This is a genomic window from Thiorhodovibrio winogradskyi (assembly GCF_036208045.1).
Lineage (GTDB): Bacteria > Pseudomonadota > Gammaproteobacteria > Chromatiales > Chromatiaceae > Thiorhodovibrio > Thiorhodovibrio winogradskyi.
On the sequence record NZ_CP121472.1, the window covers coordinates 808,694 to 832,410 of the forward strand.

Consider the following 23,717-nt stretch of genomic DNA (forward strand, 5'->3'; position numbering starts at 1 on the left):
TAGCCCGTCGCCGACTAGATTCTAGTTAGCTGGCCGGCGGATGCATTCGCGACTCAGCCGGGCCTAGCGACCCGAAGTCACCTCTGGCTTCGCGGATCGTCCAATGTGGATCACTTGAAATGATGTTGCTCAGGTGTTGTCCATCAGGCTGAAGTCATTCCCGGGATTCAGGCTCCAAAATTCTCATCCTGCGGCACCACCCCGGCGGATGAATCCGCGGTTTCGTACCAAGGTGGCAGTCAGGACGTTATCCTCGGCAATAGGCACGGCGGCCACCGTCGATGATCGACTGCTTATTGAGCATTCCGCGCCTAGCGGCTTAATATAGCGGGTTAAGGTTCGGCGGAGCGCCGCGGTAACAACCGCGCCTCGCCCGGTAAGCATGCATGCCAGCGCGCATCGACAAACGCCAATGCGCGGCGGGTCAGAGAGATCGAATAGCAAAGATGGCAACAAAGACGTCGACTTCGGGTTCAAAATTAGGCGGTCAGTCAGTGACGGCGCAAACGCCCGTCAATGTCGTGATCGTTACCCTGGACAGCCACCTCGCCGGTGCCACCGAGCGCGCGCAAGCGCTACTAAAAAATGAAATCCCCGGTCTGCGCCTGACGCTGCACGCGGCGGCCGAGTGGGAGCAAGACCCCGAGGCGCTGCAGCGCTGCCGCCAGGATATCGCCCAGGGCGACATCATTGTCTCGACCATGTTGTTCATGGACGATCATATCAAGGCGGTGTTGCCGGCACTGGAGGCACGGCGCGATCACTGCGATGCCCTGGTTGGCTGCATGTCCGCCGGCGAGGTGACCAAGCTGACCCGTATGGGTAAGTTTGACATGACCGCCAAACAGGGCGGCGTCATGTCGCTGCTCAAGCGCTTGCGCGGCAGTTCGCGCAAGGCCGAGCAGGAGGAAGGCCAGTCTTCCGGTGGCGCGTCCAGCAACGCCAGCGACGGCGCCAAACAAATGGCCATGCTGCGCCGTATCCCGAAAATCCTGCGGTTTATTCCTGGCACTGCCCAGGATGTGCGGGCCTATTTTCTGGTGCTGCAATACTGGCTGGCTGGCTCGGACGAGAATGTCGCCAACCTGGTGCGCCAACTCATTGACCGCTATGCCGATGGCCCGCGCTCGGCGCTGCGCGGCACGCTCAAGGTTCCGGCGCCCACTGAATATCCCGAGGTGGGCCTTTATCACCCGCGCCTGCGCGGTCGCATCAGCGACAAGCTGGCGAAATTGCCAGCCAAGCTGCCCAAAAATGCCGAGATCAAGGGTCAGGTCGGTTTGCTGGTGATGCGCTCCTACGTGCTGGCGGGCAACACCGGCCACTATGATGGCGTGATCAAGGCGCTCGAGGCCCGTGGCCTGCGGGCGATTCCGGCCTTCGCCAGCGGCCTGGACGCGCGCGCGGCGATCGAAAAGTTTTTCTTCAATAAGGGCAAGCCCAGCGTTGATGCGGTGGTTTCCCTGACCGGCTTCTCCCTGGTTGGCGGTCCGGCCTATAACGACTCCGCCGCCGCGCAGGAGCTGCTGGCCCGGTTGGACGTGCCTTATCTGGCCGCGCACCCGGTTGAGTTCCAAACCCTGGAGCAATGGCAGGCCTCTGATCGCGGCCTGATGCCGGTCGAGGCCACCATGATGGTCGCCATCCCGGAGCTGGATGGCTCCACCGGACCCATGGTTTTCGGTGGTCGCTCGGCCGAGGCGGCGGTGGATCGCGCGCGTGACATGCAGCCCCAGCCCGAGCGTGCGGATACCCTGGCCGCGCGTGTCGAGCGCCTGGTTCGGTTACGCCATACGCCCGCCAAGGATCGCAAGATCGCGGCCGTGCTGTTTAACTTCCCGCCCAACGCGGGGAATACGGGAACAGCCGCTTACCTGTCGGTATTTGAATCACTGTTTCGCACCATGCAGGCGCTCAAGGCCGACGGCTACAAGGTCGAGCTGCCCAAGAATGCCGATGACTTGCGCGAGCGCGTTATCTACGGCAATGCCGCCGTGCATGGCGCCCATGCCAATGTGGCGGCGCGCATCGCGAGCGACGACCATGTCCGCCGTGAGCGCTATCTGGCCGAGATCGAGAGCCAGTGGGGTCCGGCGCCCGGCAAGCAGCAAAGCGATGGCGCCTCGATTTTTGTACTGGGCGAGCACTTCGGCAACGTCTTCGTCGGCATCCAGCCGAGCTTCGGTTGGGAAGGAGACCCCATGCGGTTGTTGTTCGACAAAGGCTTTGCGCCCACCCATGCCTTCTCGGCCTTCTACCGCTATCTGAAGGAAGACTTCGCCGCCCATGCGGTGCTGCATTTCGGCACCCATGGCGCGCTGGAATTCATGCCTGGCAAACAAGCGGGCCTGAGTGCGGCCTGTTGGCCGGATCGGCTCATCGGCGACCTGCCCAATCTTTATCTCTACGCCTCGAACAACCCCTCCGAGGGCACCATCGCCAAGCGCCGTGCCGCCGCGACCCTGGTCAGCTATCTCACGCCCCCGATTGCCAATGCTGGCCTCTATCGCGGCCTGGTTGACCTGAAAGGCTCCATTGAGCACTGGCGTGGACTGACGCCAGAAGCCCCGGAAGACGAACGCCGTGATCTGGCGCAGCTGATTCAGGCTCAGGCGGCCGAGTTGGATCTGTGTGATGCCGAGCCACAGTGGGAGATGAGCGCGGCCGAGGGGCATGTGCAGCGCCTGAATGATGAAATCCTCGAGCTCGAATACACTCTGATTCCCTATGGGCTGCATGTGGTCGGCGAGCCGCCCAATGGCCAGGAACGTCTGGATCTGCTGATGGCGGTGGCCGAGTCCAGCGTCACCGGCGAGGTTAGCCGCGATGCCGTGCAGGCTCTGACCGAAGGCGCCAGCCCGGCGCAAGCGCTGAAGGCCGCCGGTCTCGAGGCCAGCGAGGACAAGGTCGCCCGCTACAGCGAATTGGCCAACTACAACAAGCTGCTGAGCGAGGACCACGAAACCCCGGCCATTCTGCGCGCGCTCTCCGGGCGTTTTGTCAGGCCGGCACCGGGCGGGGATTTGCTGCGCACACCAGAGATTCTGCCCACCGGGCGCAATCTACACGGTTTCGACCCCTTCCGCATTCCCAGCACCTTCGCCTTCAAGGAGGGCGGACGCCACGCCCAGCAGTTGCTGGATCGCTACAGTCAGGACGGGCATCCGCTGCCCGAGTCCATCGCCCTGGTGCTCTGGGGAACGGACAACCTAAAGACCGAAGGTGGCCCCATCGCCCAGGCGCTGCACCTGATCGGCGCCAAGCCCAGGCTCGACAGCTACGGGCGGGTGTGCGGCGCCGAGCTGACTTCCCTGGAAGAGCTTGGCCGCCCGCGCATCGATGTGGTCATGACTCTGTCGGGCATTTTCCGCGATCTGCTGCCACTCCAGACCCAACTGCTGGCCGAAGCCAGCTACCTGGCCGCGACGGCGGATGAGCCTATCGAGCAGAACTTCGTCCGCAAGCACGCCCTAGCCTATCAGCTGGAGCACGGCTGCGACATGGATACCGCCGCGCTGCGCGTTTTCAGCAACGCCGATGGCGCCTATGGCTCCAATGTCAATCATCTCATCGACAACAGCCGGTGGGACGAGGAGGACGAACTCGCCGAGACCTATACCCAGCGCAAGTGCTTCGCTTATGGCCGCGCCGGCAAGCCGGTGCGCCAGGCCGAGCTACTGAAAAGCGTGCTGGGCGAGGTGGAACTGGCTTACCAAAACCTGGACTCGGTCGAACTCGGCGTCACCACGGTGGATCACTATTTCGATACCCTGGGCGGCATCAGCCGCGCGGTTGGGCGTTCCAAGGGCAAGGAGGTGCCGGTCTACATCGGCGACCAGACCCGTGGCGACGGTCAGGTGCGCACCCTCGCCGAGCAGGTGGCGCTCGAGACCCGCACGCGCATGCTCAACCCCAAGTGGTACGAGGGCATGCTCAAGCACGGCTACGAGGGCGTGCGCCAGATCGAGGTCCATGTCACCAACACCATGGGCTGGTCGGCCACCACCGGGCAGGTTGCACCATGGGTCTATCAGCGCATGACCGAAACTTTTGTGCTCGATGAGGAAATGCGCGAGCGCCTGGCGGCATTGAACCCAACCGCTTCGGCCAAGGTCGCCAACCGCCTGCTCGAGGCCCATGAACGTAACTACTGGACGCCCGATGCCAGCACCCTGGAGGCTTTGCGTCGCGCGGGTGAGGAGCTTGAAGATAGGCTTGAGGGCATTACCGAGGGAGTGGCGGCCGCGTGAGTTTGGATCGCCTTCCCCCGGGACTCTTTGGCAGCGGAAACGGCGCCAATGCCGATCCCCTTGCCAATGCAGCCTCGCAACAATCCACCCAGGATTCCAGCCAGGATTCCACCCAGGATTCTACCCAGCACCCGCCGCTTGATGGCCAGGGCAGCGTGCAGGTGCAGCTTGATCCGAGCATCCAGATCGGCAAGGCCAAGGTCTTCGCCGTCTATGGCAAGGGCGGCATCGGCAAGAGCACGACCAGCTCCAATTTGTCCGTGGCTTTTTCCAAGCTGGGCAAAAGGGTGGTGCAAATCGGTTGCGATCCCAAGCACGATTCCACCTTCACCCTGACCAAGTCCTTGGTGCCGACCGTGATCGATGTGCTCGAGACGGTCAATTTTCATCCCGAGGAACTGCGCCTGGATGACTTTGTGTTCGAGGGTTACAACGGGGTCATGTGTGTCGAGGCGGGCGGACCGCCGGCCGGTACCGGCTGTGGCGGTTATGTGGTGGGGCAGACGGTCAAACTGCTCAAGCAGCATCACCTGTTGGACGACACCGACGTGGTGATTTTCGATGTGCTCGGCGACGTGGTCTGTGGTGGATTCGCGGCGCCCCTGCAGCATGCTGATCGCGCGGTCATTGTCACCGCCAACGATTTCGACTCGATTTTCGCGATGAATCGCATCGCATCGGCTATCCTTGCCAAGGCAAAGAACTATAAAGTGCGACTCGCCGGGGTGATCGCCAATCGCAGTGATCAGACCGACGAGATTGATCGTTTCAACGCGGCGGTCGGGCTGAAAACCCTGGCGCATTTGCCCAACCTCGATATCATTCGCCGCAGTCGGCTGAAGAAATCGACCTTGTTTGAGCTGGACTCCACGCCCGAACTCGAAGCAGCCAAACAGCAGTACATGAATCTGGCGCAAGCCCTTTGGGATGGGGTTGATCCCTTATGTGTCAGCCCGATGAAAGACCGCGATCTGTTCGACTTTTTAGGATTCGACTAAATGGCCAATCCCTCCTACCAGCAGCGCCGCGGCCAGATCGAAACCTATTTCGACCGCACCGCCGCCGATGCCTGGAAACGCCTGACCTCTGATGCACCGCTCGGGCGTATTCGCGAGACGGTGCGCCAGGGCCGAGAGCTGATGCGCCAGACCCTGCTTGAGTGGATGCCGCAGGATTTGTCCGGCTGCCGCCTGCTTGATGCTGGTTGCGGAACCGGGTTGCTCAGTGTCGCGGCCGCGCGCCGTGGCGCGGAGGTGGTGGCAGTGGATCTATCCGCCACCCTGATTGATCTCGCGCGCGAGCGAGTGCCAGTCGATCTCAACAGCGGCTCGGTCGCTTTCTCGGTGGGCGACATGCTGGATGCCGAGCGCGGCACCTTCGATTACATCGTCGCCATGGACTCGCTCATCCACTATGAGCCCGAGGATGCGCTGGCGTTGATCCGAGGTTTTGCCGCCCAAGCGCGGCGCGCGGTGATCTTTACCTTCGCGCCCCGCACGCCGGCGCTGGCGCTGATGCATGCGGTCGGTCAGTTCTTTCCGCGCAGTGATCGCTCCCCGGCCATCGTGCCCATCGCGGAGAAACGGCTGCAGGGTCTGATTGAACAGGATGATGGTTTACAAAACTGGCGGGTCGGTCGTTCCGAGCGCATCATTCGCGGCTTTTATACTTCGCAGGGGCTGGAGTTGGTTGCCAAATCATGATGCGTCCCTGTCACCCGAGTGCGCTACGCTGGCTGTGGGTCATGCCGCGAGATCGGGTTTTTGCCGATGATAGTGTGGCTTGCGGGCGCTCGCTTGGCTCGGCACTGTTTTTACGCGCCGGTACGGCGCTGATGGGATTCGGCGGCGGGCTGTTTGCCGTCGGAGCTTTGACCGCGTTGATGGATGCGCTGAGATGATGGATGCGCTGAGATGATGGATGCGCTGATAGGGAGTGCGCTTAGCGGTCACGGCGGACTGGCACTGGGAACCTGGGCCGCGGTGCAGGTGACCGCGCTTGGGTGGTTGATCGCGCCCTGCGGTGCACTGTGCGATCATTTATTCCAGTGGCCGGTCGATGGTGCGCTGGTGGGGCCGGCCTTGGTCAGGTCAAGTGTCGGCAATGGGTTCGTTTCTTCTCTCGAGGCTGTCTTACTTTTCGCTACAATGATCGCCGTGGGGCCGCTCATGCGGCGCATGGGCACCACCCAGACGCGGTCTTTACCAACGGGGCCTGGCTTGCCTGGGCTTCCCTAAATCAAACCGCACACGGAGGACATCCGATGCCATCTGGTTTTATTACGCAGTATATCGACGTCGCTCAGCTCACGCTCTGGGCTTTCTGGTTTTTCTTTTTTGGTGTTGTCTATTTTATCCGTCGCGAGGATAAGCGCGAAGGATATCCTGTCGAATCCCAGCGCATGTTTGGCGCGATCAAAATGATGGAGGGTTTCCCTCCGCTGCCCAAGCCCAAGACCTTTGTGCTGCCACACAATGGTGGTGAGGTCGTTAAACCCAGCCCAGATCGTCCGCAGTACGATTTTAAGCTGGAGCCGGTCGACAACTTCCCCGGCGCTGCATTTCGGCCGGTTGGTAACCCCATGTTGGCTGGCGTTGGTCCGGGCTCCTATGCCGTGCGTTCCGATAAGCCGGACCTTACCCACGGCGGCGAGCCGCGCATTGTGCCCATGCGAGTGGCCAAGCATTTTTCCGTGGTCGATAAGGATCCGGATCCGCGCGGCATGACCGTGATCGGAGCCGACGGTGAAGTTGGTGGTAAGGTCACCGAAATCTGGGTGGATCGCTCCGAGCCTCAGGTGCGTTACCTCGAGCTCGAAACCAGCAACAAGAAGAAGGTGCTGCTGCCAATCAACATGTGCGTGGTCAAGGGCAAGAAGCAGCAAGTGAAAGTCCAATCCATCAATGGCGCGCACTTTAACGATGCTCCCACCCTGGCCAGCTACGACCAAATTAGCCTGGCTGAAGAGGACAAGGTGACAGCCTACTATGGCGGCGGCACCCTCTATGCTACTCCTGATCGGGCGGAGCCCTTTCTGTGAGTGAGTACGAAGTCGAGCCGGTTCCCGGCTTGCCTGGGCTCCTCCCCGAGGGGGAGGAGCTGCTTTGGCAGGGCACCCCGCTGTGGGTGCCGCTTGCCAAGCGGGCGTTTTATGTTCGCTCGGTGCTGATTTACTTCGGGATATTGATCCTGCTGCGGTGCGCTTTCATTCTCGCCGATGGCGATGGATTTGTCGTTGCGCTGCAATCCGCCCTCTGGCTCGGATTCCTTGGGTTGGTTGCTGGCTCCATCTTGACGCTGCTTGCCTGGCTCTATGCACGTTCCACCATCTATAGCATCACTAGCCGACGGGTGGTGATTCGTTTTGGGGTGGTGGTGCCCATGGCGGTGAATTTGCCATTCAAAAGTATCGAGAGTGCCGGTCTGCGTGTTTACAATGATGGCTCGGGCGATATTCCGCTGGCGCTTGTCCCTTCGCAGAAGGTTAATTTTCTGATCATGTGGCCGAATGTTAGGCCCTGGCATTTCTCCAAGGCGCAACCGATGCTGCGCGCTCTTCCCGAGATCGAATCAGTCGCCGAACTGCTGGCCGACGCGCTCAAAGCCGCTTCCGCTGCCGAAGCCAATGCACAGTCCGGTTATAGCTCCGAGTCCGGCTCCGAAAAAGATCGGCAGGATGACGACTCAAGACAACTGGAGTCCGTGACTTCCTCCTCTGGGGCCGAGGCAAGAGCGACCGAATCCTTGGCGACATCACCGTCGCCCTGAACAGACTGCGCAACAGGAGGTAGGATCCTTGAGTGACCCATTCGAGGGACGGGGTTTTCCGCGTCCCGTACTGATTGGCGCGGCCATTCTAATCAGCTTTACCATTGCCGTGGCGGCCTTTGTGCGGCTGACCGGCATCGGCAAGAGCGAAAACGAGTTTGCCGCAATCGCGGCCGAGCGCGAATTGCATTTTCGCGAGATCAATCCGAGTACCATTGAGGTGATTGCCGAAGGGCAGCGTATTGCTCTGCTTGATTCCAATGAGGATGGCTTTATCTTTGGCGTGCTGCGCGGGCTTGGGCATCATCGCAAGGTCAGCGAAGCTGATATTGATCGCCCTTATATCGTGTCCATGCGCGTTGATGGGCGCCTGGTGCTTGAAGATCCGACAACTGGTGAACAACTTGATCTGCGAGCCTACGGCGCGGACAACGCCTCCGCCTTTCGCGAGTTGTTGCAAGCCGGGCATCAAGAGTCCACTTCTCCTTCCGTGGCGGTTCCGGCAACTGGTTTGCCAGGGCAGCCAGACCCCGCTCGCTAACTTCAGCCGTTTCTGCACATGCTGAGCCTTGCGCTCGCGATTCTCTACGCGCTTTTTTTGTGGTGGTTCAGTACTGGTGTGATCCTTTTTCTGGACCGCCTGCCGCCGCGAACTTATCGCTTTAGTCTGCTCGGCGCCACCTTGCTAGGTGGTGCATCGGTGGTGGTGGCTGTTTGGGTCGCGGATCGAGCTGACACTCTTGGCGCCTATGCCGGCTTTACCAGTGGCGTTTTGATCTGGGGTTGGCTTGAAATGACCTATTTCATGAATGCCATCACAGGTCCGCGCAAGGTTGCTTGTCCGCGCGACTGTCATCGTCGGCAGCGTTTTTGGTTGGCGATTCAGACCAGCCTTTATCATGAGCTGGCCATTGTGGCTGTTGGGCTGCTGCTGTTTGCTGTGACTTTCGGGCAAGCCAACCAAATGGCGGCCTGGACTTTTGCAGTGCTTTGGTGGATGCGCTGGAGCGCCAAGCTGAATCTGTTTTTTGGGGTGCCCAATCTGAATGAGGACTGGCTGCCCGGGCATCTGCGGTTTTTGACCAGTTATCTGGCCAAACGGCCAATGAATCTGCTATTCCCGGTCTCGGTGACGGTGGCGACCGTGGTGATGACGCTGCTGATCGAGCATGCACTCGATTTTCCCCCAGGTAGCTTTACCGCGCAGGCGGCTGTATTGGCAGCCAGTCTGCTTGCGCTGGCCATCCTTGAGCACTGGTTTCTGGTGTTGCCGGTGGCCGATGCCGCGCTATGGGATTGGGTGTTTGAACCCGTTGATGCGTCGCGCGCTGGCACGGAGCAAGAATAATCCCACTCAGCGACTTCTACGCAATAACTGTTGCTTGGAGCATATTGTTTAGACGGTTTCTGTGTCGGCTCTGCTTATGCACCAAAAATGTCTTGCTTGCGATGCCGCTGGTCCGGCACTCTGGCAAAGCAGCCAAAAGGGGGTTAAGCTTAGCCAAACGCCGTGCCTTGGAGTTGGGTTAAAGTTCCCAGCCGATGGGTGATTTTTTCTGACTGGCCATGCCGCCATTGGAGAAGCCTCGGAGGACGCCCATGCGTATCTCATTGGTGCACGTTATGAGTTGGTTGGCAACTTTTCAACGCGGCGCATATGTCCATCGCGATGCCGGTACGCTGGATCTTTTTCTCGCTTCTGTTTTCCGAGACCCAGGTCTTGATTTCCCGGCTCTCGCGGCTGCGTTGCGTGCCAGGGTTCTGCATTCTCTTCGCTCTTTGCTTCCCCGTCTTATTTCCTCCGACAATACTGCTTCTCCTCAAGTCTTTGGTTTTGCGCTTTTCGCTAGGACAGGATGGTGGCGCCCTTCTCGGTGGTGCTGCTATCTTGATCGAGGTACCTGGCCGGAAGGTTTTCACTATTTGGGCAACATGTTGCCGCTGAACCGCTCCGAGGTTGCCGCCTGATGACTAGCATGATGCCTGTTGAAATTTCGCCAGAGTTGTTGACCCGATTTAGCCGTTTTGACCGTCCCGGCATGCCCCCACCCGCACCCGATGCTTGGGCCGAAAGCTTTAGTGGGGAGGATTATTGCAGGACACTCAAGGAAGTGGGGCGGCATCCGGACGAGACCCTGGCGCTCTATCTACACATTCCCTTTTGTCCCGGGCGCTGTCTGTACTGCGGCTGCAATACGACCGTCACCCACAATAGCCAACGCATCGACAGCTACCTTGACGCACTTGAGCGCGAGGTTGGAATGGTTGGGGACGCCATCGGAACCGGACGCGATGTGCTGCAACTTCATGTCGCCGGCGGCACGCCAAATTATCTCAACGATGCTCAACTCACGCGCTTGGTGGAATTGGTTAGCAGCCGTTTCCGCATCCTGCCGGAGACGGATGCGTCGATTGAGTGCGATCCGCGGCGCACCTCTGCCGGGCAACTCGAGTTACTGCACGCTTTGGGTTTTCGGCGCGTCACACTTGGTGTGCAGGATCTCGAGCCTAGAGTGCAGCGATCCATCGGTCGTATTCAGTCCATTGATCTGGTGCGTGATGTCTACTGGATGGCGCGCGAGATTGGCTTTGATTCCATTGGCTTTGATCTTATCTACGGTCTGCCCGAGCAAACGGCCGCGAGCTTTCAGTCCACGCTTGATGCCGTGATCGAGATGGCGCCTGACCGGGTGGCCTGCTTCGGTTATTCCCGTGGAACCAGTCTTGCCATGCACCAGCACGCGATTGATATCCACCGGCTACCCGATGACATGGAGCGGCAGCGTTTGTTCGAACAGGCTGTCAAGTCCTTTTTGGCCTCCGGTTATGTGTGGGTCGGGCTGGATACCTTTGTCCTCGATACCGATGAACTGGCCATCGCTCAGGATGAAGGGCGGCTGGGGCACAACTGTATCGGCTATACCACAATGAAAGCGGATAATACCATTGGCCTGGGGACGGGGGCCGCTGGTGAAGTCCACGGTCACTGCGTCCAGAACGAGCCTAATCTCGCGATATGGGAAGCGATGATCGAGCGTGGAGAATTTCCCATTGCCCGTGGGCATCTGCTCAATCCAACCGACCGCCGCCGTCGCGAGGCGATCGGCTATCTCATCTGCAATCTCGAACTTCCGCTGGAACTGGCCGAAGGTTGCTTTGACGAGGAATACCGGCGTCTGGCGGCCTACGCCAGCGATGGCCTGGTCGATGTCGAGGATAACAAGCTGCGCATCACCCCGACCGGTCGCTATTTGCTCCGCCACCTGTGCACCGAGCATGAGGCCTACTTCGCCTGGGATCGTGCCCGCTGGCATTTTTCCAGATCCCTGTGAGCGTTTTGTGAAGCCACATGTCCCAGTCAGATTTCCAGCCAGATTCCCAGTTGTATTCCCAGCTGCACTCACAGCCTGATAAAGAACAGCCAGCGCGCATTGGGCCCAATGCGATTATCCGTGTTGGCGAGGCGCTCTTGGCACTCGAGAACGCCGAGGTGGCGGAGCGAATTTTCGCCGTTGCTGGTCTATCCCGTTATCGTCAGACTCCGCCCTCGGAGATGGTGCCAGAGGCTGAGGTGATTGCATTGCAGCAGGCCCTGCGCGCGGAGCTCCCGGTTGATGCCGCCGCTGCTGTCTCGCGCGATGCCGGGCTACGCACCGGGGATTATCTGCTCGCGCACCGCATCCCCAAGCCGGCCCAGCGTGTGCTGAAATTGCTCCCTCCGGGGCCGGCCTGCCGCATGCTGCTGAAAGCGGTGGCGAAAAACGCCTGGACCTTTGTCGGCAGCGGTCACTATGGATTTGAGATGGGGCGCCCGGTGCGGGTTTCCATCGCCCAGTGTCCAATCTGCCGCGATGCCACAGCCAGTTTTCCGGTCTGCGATTTCTACGCCGGCGCCTTCGAGCGCTTGTGCCAAAGCCTGGTCAGTCCGCGTGCGCAAGTGCGCGAAACCCAGTGCCAAGCGCTTGGCGCCGCAGCCTGTCAGTTCGAGATCGACTGGCGGCGCTGAGTATTCCGTCCCTCGGTCGGTTGGCCCCAGTCTCCACTCCTCGGGGTCTCGTTTCGACCGCTCACGTCCAGTCCTTCTCAATTCACGGCATCCCATGCTGCCTTCCCTGGCATCTCTGTTCACAGCTCTGCTGCTCGGTGCCCTGCTGCCGGGCCTGTGGCTGGGCGCACGCCATCGACAAAAGAGTCACCTGTCTTCCGTGGGGCGTTCTGACGCGCCCCTGTGGACGTCGTCCAGCTTAATCGATCATTTGGCGGAGTCGGTCATTGTGCTGGACGGTGAAGGAGAGCTGCGTTTTGCTTCCCCCTCGTTTCAGGAACTCCTTGGTATCGAGAGTCCCGCTTTGCTGGGACGCAATCTGCTCGACTTTGTGCATCCAGATGAGCAGAGTGCCGTCATGGAGGTTCTGCAATGGCTGAAGGACGCCGACGCCGAGCATGTTGAGAGGCTCATGCCTGAACCTTTGGGCGCGCGCCCGCGTCTTTACTCCGAGCAACGCCTGTTCACCCTGGCTGGATGGTGTTGGTTTGGCTGGTCTTATACCCGTTTGCCCGCTGACAAGGGGGCGGCTTCGTCCATCATTGGTGTGGGGCGCGACATTGGCGCACGCAAACGCGTTGAGCAGGAACTGCGCAAAACCGAGTCCATTCTGGCCAGCGTCGGCGATCCAGTATCCCTGGTGGATACCAACTACGTGTATCGCTACGTCAATACAATCTATGAGCGGCTCATTGGGAAGCCGCGTGTCGCGATCATGGGCCACCGGGTATCGGACATCCTTGGTGAAAAGGTATTCAACAACCAGATCAAACATCGCCTGGACCGGTGTTTCGAGGGCGAAACCGTCACCTTCGATGACTGGTTTGAGCTGCAGCCCGGCAGTCGTTCCTTTATGTCGATGACCTATCGGCCCTACCGGGACGACGCTGGCAAGGTGATAGGGGCCGCGGTGACCGGCCGGGACAATTCGGCGCTGAGGCGCGCGCGCGATCAAGTCGAACTGGCTCTAGAGAAGTTTCGAGTGGTCTTCGAGCACTTCCCGCTCGGCATCCTGCTGATTGATGCGTTGGGCAATATTGCCGAGGCCAATCCGGTTGCGCATCGATTACTCGAGCATGGCTTTAACAGTTATCTTGGTCCCTATCAGGGGCCGCAAATCGAAGATCCAGCCTGGGCCTTTGTCGATGCCAATCAGCAGCCGTTGACGACCAGCTACTTGCCAATGGTGCGCGCGTTGCGCGAGCGATGTCTGGTGGCTGATGAGATTCTCGGCTGTCTGCGCGCTGACGGCAGCCTGCTGTGGCTGAATGTCACAGCAGCCCCTTTGCCAGGAAGCGCGCGGGCCGTGGTCGTCGCCCTTGAGGATGTTACCCTGCGCCGGTCTGCCGAGGCGGCGCAACAAGAATTGCTGGCCATGCGCGAGAGTGAACGCCGTTTTCGCATCATGGCCGATGGTGTGCCAATGATTTTGTGGGTGGCCGATCAGCATGGCGAACTTGAGTTTGCCAATGCCGTGTTTCGCCAGTTTTTTGGACTGCCCGCAGAAGCCTCTGGGCCGCTTGGTCAGCTGTGGTCGCAGGTGTTGCATCGCGAGGATCTGCATTCCCTGCAAGAGTCTTTGCGTGCCAACGCGCATCAGCCGTCGGGCTTCGAGATGCAATGTCGGGTGCGAGACCGCGATGGCGAATGGCGCTGGATGCAGGTATCAGCCGCGCCGCATCGCGCTAGCAGCGGTGAGGTGTTGGGCCTGGTGGGAGCCATGCAGGATATTAGTGCGCGCCGCCGCGCGGAGGCGGAATTGCGCAAATCCCGCGATCAGTTGCGCGAACGGGCCGAACGCCTGGCGCGCCTAACGTTGCAGCTAACCCTGACTGAGCAGCAGGAGCGGCTGCGGATCAGCTGCCTGTTGCACGATCATTTGCAGCAGGACATGGTGGCGGTCAAGTTTCAACTGGCCAAGCTGGCCGCGAATCCAAGTCTGGTTGGACAGGAGGGATTGGCGCAGGCCATTGCGCTGATTGATCAGGCGATATCCACCGGTCGCACGCTGAATGCCGACTTGAATCCACCGCTGTTGCATCACGGGAGCTTCGGCGCTGCCCTGGGCTGGTTGGCGGAGCGTTTCCGTGCTCGTCATGGATTGCAGGTGCACCTGCGGGTTGAGCTAGACCTGCGCTTCGAACAGGAACAATGGCGTATTCTGCTTTTTGAATCAGTGCGCGAACTCTTGTTGAATGTAGTCAAGCATGCCTCGGTTAGCGAGGCAGTTGTGACGCTCAGGCTCGAACAGGGTGGGGGCGTGCTGGTGCGAGTGGAAGATGCCGGGTGTGGATTCGGCCTCGACGACGGCGCGTCCGATGCAGGCATGGGGCTTGGTCTGGTGGCCATTCACGAGCGTTTGACCTTGCTCGATGGTAGGCTGACAGTCGCGAGCGGGGCGGGTCTGCGCGGGACAAGAGTTGCGCTGCGCGTGCCTTTGAGCAAGACCAGTCAGGAAGAAGTGGTTGTGCCTCGGCACTTGGCCGGAGTTGCACGCGCGAATCGGCTACCTAATGCGTCTAGGACCACGCGGAGCTTGCGGATTCTGCTCGCGGATGATCATGTCATGATCCGTCAGGCACTGGCCACTTTGCTAAATGCCGAGCCCGATATGCAGGTCGTGGGCGAGGCGTCCGACGGATTCGAGGCGATTGAGCTGGTGCAGCGACTTCTGCCCGATGTGGTGATCATGGATTTCACCATGCCCGAACTCGACGGACCTGCTGCAACGCGCCTGATCCGCGAGCACTGGAGGCAGGTGCGGGTGATTGGTCTCTCGGTGCAAGAGGACGAGCGCTGGGCGGCGGAGATGCGTGACGCCGGCGCCGAGGATGCAATCAGTAAGGCCGAAGTCAGCGAGGTTCTCATTGAGCGTCTGCGTGAAACTGTCTGATTTGGCAGGCCTGATTTGGCCTGATTGACTTGTCTGCTCTGCGCTGGGTTCAGCGCGGGCTGTTAGCGCCTGGACTCAGGTCGCGTCGACAAAGAGATCATCCGGTGGATCAAGCAGGCTCTGGAGTTGTTCGACCGACTCGACTGCCGCGTCCGTTTGGCCAAAGCGCGCGATATGAAAGAGTGCCTCTCCCTCGGTGACCAACGGCAGATTGGTGCGTCCGATGATGATGCCGCTCACCGGCGCATTGACCGGCGTGTCGCTGTCGCCAAAGGGGTCGGAGATAGTGGCGAGTTGTTCGCCACGGCCGACGCGCGCACCAAGACGCTTGACCTGGCCAAGCACGCCACTCTGACCGGCACGCGCCCACTGGGTCGAACGCGCCAGCGCTGGTTGGGTGGATGGTGCGCGCCGGGAACGCCGCAGCATGCCGAGGTGGCGCATCACGCCCAGCGCGCCGCGCAGACCGGCGCGAATGGCCAATTCATTAAAGCGCAGTGCCTCGCCACCTTCATAGACCAGCACCGGCACGCCGAGCGCGGCGGATTCCGCGCGCAGCGAGCCGTCGCGCAGTTCAGAATTAATAATCACCGGGGCGCCAAAGGCACTGGCCAAGTCGAGCAGGCCGATGTCATCCAGGGCCGCGCGAAGCTGCGGCAGGTTCTCCCGGTGCGCGGCGCCGGTGTGTAGATCGATGCCCAGATCGCTGTCTTTCACCACCTCGTTGAGCACAATGGCGGCCAGGCGCGCGGCCAAGGAGCCGCTTTCGGAGCCGGGAAAGCTGCGGTTTAAATCGCGCCGATCAGGCAGATAGCGCGACAGACGAATAAAGCCATAGACATTCACCACGGGCACGGCGAGCAGGGTGCCGTGCAGATGGCGCAGCGCGGTCATGGCGAGCAACCGGCGGATAATCTCGATGCCGTTGATTTCGTCGCCATGCACGGCGGCAGTGACGAACAGTCGCGGCCCCGGACGGCGTCCATGCAACACATGCACCGGAAGGACAACGGGGTTCTGGGTGAACAGGCTTGGCAGGGTGATGTCGACACGGGTGCGACTACCTGGGGCGATCAGCTGATCGGAGATCTTCAGAGGCGCGGGAGTCATGCCGCGGTGTGCCGGGCGCGCCTAACCCTTGCCACGGGTGCGTGTTTTTCCGGCGATAGCGTCCTTGACCAGAAAATCGATAATCATGCCAGCGATGTCCTTGTTGGTGGCGGCCTCGATGCCTTCGAGCCCGGGGGAGGAGTTGACCTCCATCACCAAAGGGCCGTGATTGGAGCGCAGGATATCCACGCCGGCCACATTGAGCCCAATGATGCGCGCCGCGCGCACGGCCGTTGAACGTTCCTCGGGTGTGATGCGGATCAGGTTGGCGCTACCGCCGCGATGCAGGTTGGAACGGAACTCACCCTCCTTGGCCTGGCGCTTCATCGCCGCCACCACCTTGTCGCCGATAACAAAGCAACGGATGTCAGTCCCGCGTGATTCCTTGATGTATTCCTGCACCAGAATGTTGACACGCAGCCCCATGAAGGCCTCGATCACGCTCTCGGCCGCCTGCTGGGTCTCGGCCAGCACCACGCCGATGCCCTGGGTGCCTTCCAGCAGTTTGATGACCAGGGGCGCGCCGCCGACCATTTTGATCAAATCCTGCACATCGTCGGGCGCGTGCGCAAAGCCCGTCACCGGCAATCCGATGCCCTTGCGCGAGAGCAACTGCAGCGAGCGCAGTTTGTCGCGCGCGCGGGTGATGGCGACGGACTCATTGAGCGGATAGACGCCCATCATCTCGAACTGGCGCAGTACCGCCGTGCCGTAGAAGGTCACGGAGGCGCCAATGCGCGGGATCACGGCATCGAAGCCCGACAGGGATTCGCCGCGATAATGAATCGAGGGCGCGTGCGAGGTGATGTTCATATAGCAGCGCAGCGCATCAATCACCCGCGCCTCATGCCCACGCGCGCGCGCGGCCTCGAGGATGCGTCGGGTCGAGTAGAGGCTGGGATTGCGCGAAAGGATGGCGATTTTCATGCGTCTCTTCCCGCTCGCAGGGTCTCGATCAACAGCAGTATCACGCCGAGGGTAATGGCACTGTCAGCCAGGTTGAAAGCCGGCCAGTGCCATTCACCATAATGGACATCGATGAAATCCACCACCCGCCCGGTGCGCAGGCGGTCGATCAGATTGCCGATGGCGCCGCCAATGAGAAGCGCCAGTGCCGCCGCGGTCAGGTGCTCGCGGGCGTTGAGGCGCAGCAGCCAGCTCACCAGCACAATGGTCACCAGTACCGCGAAGCCAGCAAAGAGCCAGCGTTGCCAGCCGCCGGCGTCGGCCAGCAGGCTAAAAGCAGCGCCCTCGTTGTGCATCAGCGTTAGGTTGAGCAGGGGCATGAGCGCGACCGGCTCGTGCAGCGGCAATAGGCGCTCGGCCAGCCCTTTGCTGAGCTGATCGAGCGCGATCACCATGGCGGACAGCCACAGCCAATGCGCTCGGCTCGGGTTGAATCCAGACATGCTGCCCCTGATCAGATCCCTCATCAAGCCCATCATCAAGCCCATCATCAAGCAAAGCGCCGGGTCTCGCCGGCGCCGGCGATGTTCTCGACACAGCGCCCGCACAGCCGCGGATGCTCGGCATGGGCGCCAACATCGGCGCGATGATGCCAGCAGCGCACGCATTTTGGGTGCGGGCTTGGGCGTACCTGGACGCGCAGCCCATCGGCGGCTTCGCTCGCGTCCGCCGGTGCCTGGTCGAGGGCATGCACTCGCGCCTCGGAGGTAATAAAGACAAAGCGCAGTTCATCGCCCAGCCGGTTTAGGATGCCGGCCAGCTCGGGCGCGCAGTAGAGCGCGATCTCAGCATCCAGGGCCGCACCGATCAGTCCGGACTTGCGCGCCTCTTCCAGTGCCTTGCCGATGGCCGCGCGGCACTCGAGCACTTGGTTCCAGGCCGCCGTGTCGAGCGGATCGCTGTCATCGAGCGCGAACAGGCTGTCATACCAGGTGGCGGTGAAGACGCTTGATGGAGGCTCCCGATGGGGATCGCGACCCGGCTCCCGACCAGGAATGTACTGCCAGAGTTCATCGGCGGTGAAGCTCAGGATGGGTGCGAGCCAGCGGCTCATGGCCTCGATAATGTGGTACATGGCGCTCTGACAGGAGCGCCGCGCGAGGCTGTCGGTGGCCGTGGTGTACTGGCGGTCCTTGATGACATCCAGGTAAAAACCGCCCATGTCGAGCACGCAAAAATTGTGCAGCCGGTGGTAGATCAGATGGAACTGATACTCCTGGTAGGCGCCGGTGATCTCCTGCTGCAGCTCCTGGGCACGCGCCACCGCCCAGCGATCAAGTGCGATCATCTCACCCGGGGCGACCAGATCCCGCGCGGGGTCGAAGCCGTCGAGATTGGCCAGCAGAAAGCGCGCGGTATTGCGAATGCGTCTATAGGCATCGGCGGTGCGCTTGAGGATCTCATCGGACACGCTCATTTCGCCGCGATAGTCGGTTGCCGCCACCCACAGGCGGATAATATCAGCGCCGAGGGTCTTGACCACCTGCTGGGGGCTGACCACATTACCCAGGGACTTTGACATCTTGCGTCCCTGCTGATCCACGGTAAAGCCATGGGTCAGGACGGTCTTGTAGGGTGCCCCGCTTCCACCAGGATTCACGCCAGGGCCCGTACCGGGTCCGTGCATGGCAACGGATGTCAGCAGCGAGGATTGGAACCAGCCGCGATGCTGGTCTGAGCCTTCGAGGTAAAGATCGGCCGGGGCCGTTAGGTCCGCGCGCTGTTCGAGCACGCAGGCGTGGGTCACGCCTGAGTCGAACCAGACATCAAGCGTGTCGGTCACCTTCACATAGTCCGCCGCCTCGGCCGCCGGCAGCAGGTCGCCCGCCTGCAGCTCGAACCAGGCATTGATGCCGCCCTGTTCAATGCGCCTGGCAACGGCTTCGATCAGTTCCGGCGTGCGTGGATGGCGGTCGCCGCTGTGCTTGTGCACTAGCAAGGTGATGGGCACGCCCCAGGTGCGCTGCCGGGAAATGCACCAGTCGGGTCGGTTGGCGACCATGCCGTGAATGCGTGACTGGCCCCAGTCGGGCAACCAGCGCACGGCATCGATGGCCTCCAGCGCCGCCTTCCTGAGTCCGCGTTGCTCCATGCCGATGAACCATTGTGGCGTGGCGCGGAAGATCACCGGCGTTTTGTGTCGCCAGCAGTGCGGATAGCTGTGGCTGAAGCGCGACGCACGCAGCAGGGCGCCCCGGGCTTTGAGGATTTCCACCACCTGTTCGTTGGCATCAAAGACATTTTCGCCCGCCAGCAGCGGGGTGCCGGGGATAAAACGCCCATCGCCGCCGACCGGGTTATCCACCCGCAGCTTGTAGCGGTTGCCGACCAGATAGTCCTCCAGACCATGACCGGGCGCGGTATGCACCGCACCTGTGCCGGCCTCCAGGGTGACATGCTCGCCCAGGATGACCGGCACTTCCCGATCATAAAAAGGATGGGCCAGTTTCATGCCCTCGAAGGCATGGCCGGGACCATAGGCAATCACCCGGTAATGGGCGATGTCCCAGCGATCCATGGCGTCCTTGATCAGCCCCTCGGCGATCAGCAGGCGTTCGCGCCCGCCATGGGGGCTGTTTGGCCCATCCTCCACCTGCACCAGGGCATATTCCAGATCTGGATTGAGCGCGACGGCCTGATTGGCCGGCAGGGTCCAGGGCGTGGTGGTCCAGATGACCACTGACATGGGGCCTTCGCCCCGCTTGGAATTGGGGCCGTCTGGGACCGCATGGCAGCGTGCGAACAGGGCGTCGTCTTCCTGCACCGGGAAGCGCACATCCACCGCGATGGATTCTTTTTCGGCGTATTCGACCTCGGCCTCGGCCAGGGCCGAGCCGCAGTCGATGCACCAGTGCACCGGCTTGGCGCCTTTGTGCAAATGCCCGGCCTCAATGATGCGCCCGAGCGAGCGCACGATCTCGGCCTCGAAGGCCGGGGCCATGGTCAGGTAGGGATTGGCCCAGTCGCCCAGCACGCCCAGACGCTTGAAGTCCTCGCGCTGGCCATCAACCTGTTTGCCCGCGTAGTCGCGGCAGGCATCGCGGAACTGGGTGGCGGTGATGCGATGACCCGGCTTGCCCTTTTTCTTCTCCACCTGCAGCTCAATCGGCAGCCCGTGACAGTCCCAGCCCGGCACATAGGGCGCGTCCAGGCCATCGAGGGTGCGAGCCTTGACGATGATGTCCTTGAGGATTTTGTTCACCGCATGGCCGATGTGAATGGCACCATTCGCATAGGGCGGACCATCGTGCAGAATGAACTTGGGCGCTCCGGCGCGCGCGGCGCGAATTTGGCCGTAAAGATCGCTCTGCTCCCAGCGCTTGAGCATCTCTGGCTCGCGCTGGGCGAGATTGCCCTTCATCGGAAACTCGGTCTTGGGGAGATTCAGGGTGTCTTTGTAGTCGGTGTCGGACTGAGTCACGGGGTTGCTGTCCTTGGTCGTTATCGTCGATTCGCCTTGTCGTGGCGAATCAGTTCTTGAAGCTGAATGTGGATGGGTAAAGGAGCTTGGCCCTAGGGCGCGAAAACCGCCCTGGCCGCCGCGCTGTCGCGAGCGATCTGTTCGCGCAGTGCCGCGAGGGATGAAAACTTCTGTTCCGGGCGCAGCCAGGCGCGAAATTCAACCCGCAGGTGCGCGCCATAGATGTCGCGCGCGAAGTCGAACAGATGCACCTCAAGTCGGGCCTTGGTGCCATTGACCGTGGGGCGAACACCAACGTTGGCCACGCCCGGCAGGGCGTCCCGGTCCCGTACCCGTGTCAGATCATGGTTTAGATCATGGGCCAGGTCATGCTTCAGGCCATGCACCAGCACCGCATAGACACCGCTCAGCGGCGTGGCATGCCGGTGCAGGTGAATGTTGGCTGTTGGAAAACCCAGTTCGCGCCCGCGCCTGTCGCCATGGGCGACCCGGCCATGCAGGCAGTAGGGCCGTCCCAGCAGCCGGCGCGCCAGGGCCAGATCGCCATCCGCCAGCGCCGCGCGCACCCGGGTGCTGCTGATGCGCTCCTCACCATCGCGCACCGTGGCGAGATTCGCAACCTCGAATCCATGGGCTTGGCCGTAATCGCTGAGCATGTGATAGTCGCCCGCGCGCTGACGGCCAAAGCGGAAATCGTCTCCCACCAGCAGATAACGCATGCCAAGCCCATCAACTAGCAGGCGGGAGACGAAGGCCTCGGGAGCAAGATCGGCCAGCGTCCGGTCGAAGCGCAGCACCACCAATTGCTCGATGCCGTCCGCGGCCATCACTCGCGCCTTCTCGCGCAGCCGGGTCAGTCGTGCCGGCGCCCGCGCGGGCGCGAAAAACTCCATCGGCTGCGGCTCGAAGGTGATCACGGTCGCCGGCACCTGGTGGCCACGGGCAAGCTCAAGCAGCCGCCGGAAGACGGCCCGATGGCCAAGATGCACGCCATCGAAGTTACCAATGGTCGCGACACAGCCGCGGTTGGAGGCACGCAGATTATGGAGGCCGCGGATTAGGCGCATGGGGGTCTGAGAGATGGTGGAAGCGGGCAGTTTGGGGACCGGTGATGCGGTCGGCCTTGTTGAAATGGAAACTCGGCTTCGGTGAGATGCGGGGGCATGGTTCTAATTGGGCAGCGCCCTCGGATTTTAAGTCCCCGCAGGGGCGCAATACCAAAGCCTGCCTTGACGTTTGTTTGATGGAGCTCGACATTTTAGCGGAAAACAAGGCCAAAGACGTGGTCGGTCTTGCGAGATTTCAAGAGCATCGATTTCAAGAGCATCATAGTGAAGGTCGTGAGCGAGTTGGCTCAGGCCAACTTTGCTCGTCTCGCGGCCTGGCCTGATCAGCTCTGCTGTTTGAATCCTGGTCTGCTGGGGTGGGTAGAGCGCAAGGTTGCCGTTCCGGGCGGACATGCTTTCCCCGAAATCCCAGCACTATAAGCGTCAGTGGATAGACTGATGCGCCGACTAGGATCAGGCCTGTCAGCGGTAATATGCCGTCGGCGAAGCCCGGGTCTCTTGAGACTGGCATTCTTGTTACTATCCACGCGATCAACAGTGCCATGACGGCGGTGCCGAGGGCTGAGCGCAGCAGCAGTCCGGACCAGCCAGGTCGTAGCTTGGCATGCTGCGCGCGCAGCATGGCTCGGAGGAGTAATCCGACGCCTAGGGCGGTTGCGACTGATGTGGCGAGCGCGAGACCCGCATGCCCAAAAGGCCTCATCAGCAGGACACTCAGAACTAGGTTGGTAGCCAGGCTGATCAGGCCGATGCGCAGCGGCGTTGTTAGATCGTTGCGGCTGAAAAAGCCGGGGGCGATCACCTTGTACGCCATGAAAAAAGGCAGGCCCAAGGCGTAGGCCATGAGTGCTCGCGAAGTCTGGTGGACATCCGCCGCATCGAAATGATCGGAAGAAAACAGGGTTGCGATCATGGGTTCGGCCAGCAGCAACAGGCCGGTGGCCGCTGGCAAGCCAAGCAACAGCACCCAGCGCAGCGCCCAGTCGAGTGTGGTGTTGAAGTCATCGGAACGCCCGGTCGCGTGGATGCGCGTGAGTCGCGGCAGTATGGCAGTGCCCAGGGCTGCACCAAGAATACCAAGCGGAAAATCCATCAGGCGCTCGGCGTAATAGAGCCAGGAAATGCTGCCGGCAAGCAGAAAGGACGCCAGCAGGGTGTCGAGCAGCAGGTTGATTTGCGTCACGGACATGCCAATCAGCGTGGGGCCCATGGCGGCCAGCAGGCGGGCCAGTTCCGGGTTGTGCCAGCTGATGCTTGGGGTGACTAGCAGCCCAAGGCGCGCCAGTGCGGCCAGTTGCAGGGCAAGCTGGGCCAGCCCACCGAAGAGAACACCCCAGGCGAGGGCAAAAACCGGTTGCTCGAGTCTGGGTGCGAGCAGCAAGGCGCAGCCGATCAGAGAGAGATTCAGCAGCGCTGGGGTCAGGGCAGGGACGGCGAAGTGCTCAAGGCTGTTGAGCACCGCGCCGGCCAGGGCCGTGAGACCGATGAACAGCAGATAGGGTAGCGTCAGGCGCAAGAGCGCGCTGGTTAATTGCAGTTGTTGGCCGTCCGCGCTAAAGCCGGGTGCCAGCAGCCACACCAGCACCGGGGCCGCGAGTAGGCCCAAGCCGGTGATCAGCAGCAGCAGTGCGGTGAGCGAACCGGCAAACTCGCTGATCAGCTTGCGCCTGGCCTCATGAGGGTCGCAGCCCTGACCGCCGGTGCGTGTCAGCGCTGGGATCAGGGCGGCGGCAAAAGCACCCTCGGCGAACAGCCGTCGCATCATATTGGGAAGCCGGAAAGCGACGAAGAAGGCATCAGTCGCCTGACTGGCGCCGAACAAACGCGCAATTAAAAAATCGCGCGCGAATCCGAGCAGGCGCGAGAGGAGTGTGCCGCCGCCGACCTGGGCAACAGCACCCGCGAGCGATGCGGAGGACTCGGCTTGAGACATGGAGAGCTTGGTCGAGCTGAGCTTGGTTGACAGCAATTCCAAATCTGGCTGTTTCATCTGGTGTAGAAACGGCTTCCAGCCGCTTCATGACGCGCCAAGATGGCGCGTCTACTGATAAACGGGCCAACAATCGGGCGCTGGATAACGAATTTTGGAATTGCTGCTTGGTTGAACTGTGGATTGACAGGGTGAGCGCAACACATTAGCATTGATCAGCTAACATGACCGAGAAGATTATAACGGTCTCATCCAACAGACTTTCGC

General features: G+C 61.2%; 19 protein-coding genes. 13 read left to right on the plus strand and 6 right to left on the minus strand.

Annotated features, from left to right (window positions below):
- The first annotated feature begins 446 nt into the window (after window positions 1-446).
- From Thiowin_RS03675 to Thiowin_RS03730, 13 genes are all read left to right on the plus strand, one after another.
- Window positions 447-4,250, plus strand: coding sequence for a magnesium chelatase subunit H (locus Thiowin_RS03675; RefSeq protein WP_328986388.1), 3,804 nt, complete (start codon window positions 447-449; stop codon window positions 4,248-4,250).
- Between the two features lie 155 nt (window positions 4,251-4,405).
- Complete coding sequence (bchL, locus tag Thiowin_RS03680; RefSeq protein ID WP_328988196.1) at window positions 4,406-5,248, plus strand: ferredoxin:protochlorophyllide reductase (ATP-dependent) iron-sulfur ATP-binding protein; 843 nt, start codon at window positions 4,406-4,408, stop codon at window positions 5,246-5,248.
- Window positions 5,249-5,953, plus strand: coding sequence for a magnesium protoporphyrin IX methyltransferase (gene bchM / locus Thiowin_RS03685; RefSeq protein WP_328986389.1), 705 nt, complete (start codon window positions 5,249-5,251; stop codon window positions 5,951-5,953). It begins immediately after the preceding gene.
- On the plus strand, window positions 5,950-6,150 hold the full coding sequence (locus Thiowin_RS03690; protein WP_328986390.1) for a hypothetical protein: 201 nt from the start codon (window positions 5,950-5,952) through the stop codon (window positions 6,148-6,150). Before bchM ends, Thiowin_RS03690 begins: the two co-directional genes overlap by 4 nt.
- Window positions 6,151-6,166: 16 nt before the next feature.
- Window positions 6,167-6,487 (plus strand): PucC family protein, encoded by a 321-nt coding sequence (locus Thiowin_RS25180; RefSeq protein ID WP_408034262.1) that lies wholly within the window; start codon window positions 6,167-6,169, stop codon window positions 6,485-6,487.
- Window positions 6,488-6,513: 26 nt separating this feature from the next.
- Window positions 6,514-7,290, plus strand: coding sequence for a photosynthetic reaction center subunit H (gene puhA / locus Thiowin_RS03695; protein ID WP_408034157.1), 777 nt, complete (start codon window positions 6,514-6,516; stop codon window positions 7,288-7,290).
- Window positions 7,287-8,018 (plus strand): photosynthetic complex putative assembly protein PuhB, encoded by a 732-nt coding sequence (puhB, locus tag Thiowin_RS03700; RefSeq protein ID WP_328986392.1) that lies wholly within the window; start codon window positions 7,287-7,289, stop codon window positions 8,016-8,018. The genes puhA and puhB overlap by 4 nt, the downstream gene beginning before the upstream one ends.
- 28 nt (window positions 8,019-8,046) lie before the next feature.
- Window positions 8,047-8,559 carry a photosynthetic complex assembly protein PuhC gene (gene puhC / locus Thiowin_RS03705; protein ID WP_328986393.1) on the plus strand — a complete coding sequence of 171 codons (513 nt, stop codon included), beginning with the start codon at window positions 8,047-8,049 and terminating at the stop codon, window positions 8,557-8,559.
- Window positions 8,560-8,577: 18 nt separating this feature from the next.
- Window positions 8,578-9,366: a putative photosynthetic complex assembly protein PuhE gene (puhE, locus tag Thiowin_RS03710; RefSeq protein ID WP_328986394.1), complete on the plus strand. Its 789-nt coding sequence runs from the start codon at window positions 8,578-8,580 to the stop codon at window positions 9,364-9,366.
- 251 nt (window positions 9,367-9,617) lie between these two features.
- Window positions 9,618-9,986, plus strand: a complete 369-nt coding sequence (locus Thiowin_RS03715) for a hypothetical protein (protein WP_328986395.1) — start codon at window positions 9,618-9,620, stop codon at window positions 9,984-9,986.
- 8 nt (window positions 9,987-9,994) lie between these two features.
- Window positions 9,995-11,350: an oxygen-independent coproporphyrinogen III oxidase gene (hemN, locus tag Thiowin_RS03720; protein ID WP_328986396.1), complete on the plus strand. Its 1,356-nt coding sequence runs from the start codon at window positions 9,995-9,997 to the stop codon at window positions 11,348-11,350.
- A 17-nt stretch (window positions 11,351-11,367) separates the two neighbouring features.
- Window positions 11,368-12,024 carry a bacteriochlorophyll 4-vinyl reductase gene (bchJ, locus tag Thiowin_RS03725; RefSeq protein ID WP_328986397.1) on the plus strand — a complete coding sequence of 219 codons (657 nt, stop codon included), beginning with the start codon at window positions 11,368-11,370 and terminating at the stop codon, window positions 12,022-12,024.
- A gap of 94 nt (window positions 12,025-12,118) precedes the next feature.
- The gene (locus Thiowin_RS03730; RefSeq protein WP_328986398.1) at window positions 12,119-14,956 is read left to right on the plus strand and encodes a PAS domain S-box protein; all 2,838 of its coding nucleotides are present in this window, start codon (window positions 12,119-12,121) and stop codon (window positions 14,954-14,956) included.
- 75 nt (window positions 14,957-15,031) lie between these two features.
- Here the strand turns inward: Thiowin_RS03730 and Thiowin_RS03735 are convergent, their stop codons facing one another.
- The 6 genes from Thiowin_RS03735 to murJ all read right to left on the minus strand — a co-directional run bounded on the left by Thiowin_RS03735 (window position 15,032) and on the right by murJ (window position 23,510).
- Window positions 15,032-16,066 (minus strand): succinylglutamate desuccinylase/aspartoacylase family protein, encoded by a 1,035-nt coding sequence (locus tag Thiowin_RS03735; protein WP_328986399.1) that lies wholly within the window; start codon window positions 16,064-16,066, stop codon window positions 15,032-15,034.
- A gap of 21 nt (window positions 16,067-16,087) precedes the next feature.
- Window positions 16,088-16,993, minus strand: coding sequence for a 30S ribosomal protein S6--L-glutamate ligase (rimK, locus tag Thiowin_RS03740; RefSeq protein WP_328986400.1), 906 nt, complete (start codon window positions 16,991-16,993; stop codon window positions 16,088-16,090).
- On the minus strand, window positions 16,990-17,475 hold the full coding sequence (gene lspA / locus Thiowin_RS03745; RefSeq protein WP_328986401.1) for a signal peptidase II: 486 nt from the start codon (window positions 17,473-17,475) through the stop codon (window positions 16,990-16,992). Before lspA ends, rimK begins: the two co-directional genes overlap by 4 nt.
- 47 nt (window positions 17,476-17,522) lie before the next feature.
- A complete protein-coding gene (gene ileS, locus Thiowin_RS03750) occupies window positions 17,523-20,393 on the minus strand; it encodes an isoleucine--tRNA ligase (RefSeq protein ID WP_328988197.1) in 2,871 nt (956 codons plus the stop codon).
- 152 nt (window positions 20,394-20,545) lie between these two features.
- Window positions 20,546-21,520, minus strand: coding sequence for a bifunctional riboflavin kinase/FAD synthetase (gene ribF, locus Thiowin_RS03755; protein ID WP_328986402.1), 975 nt, complete (start codon window positions 21,518-21,520; stop codon window positions 20,546-20,548).
- A gap of 259 nt (window positions 21,521-21,779) precedes the next feature.
- The gene (gene murJ / locus Thiowin_RS03760) at window positions 21,780-23,510 is read right to left on the minus strand and encodes a murein biosynthesis integral membrane protein MurJ (protein WP_328986403.1); all 1,731 of its coding nucleotides are present in this window, start codon (window positions 23,508-23,510) and stop codon (window positions 21,780-21,782) included.
- Window positions 23,511-23,717 lie beyond the last annotated feature (207 nt).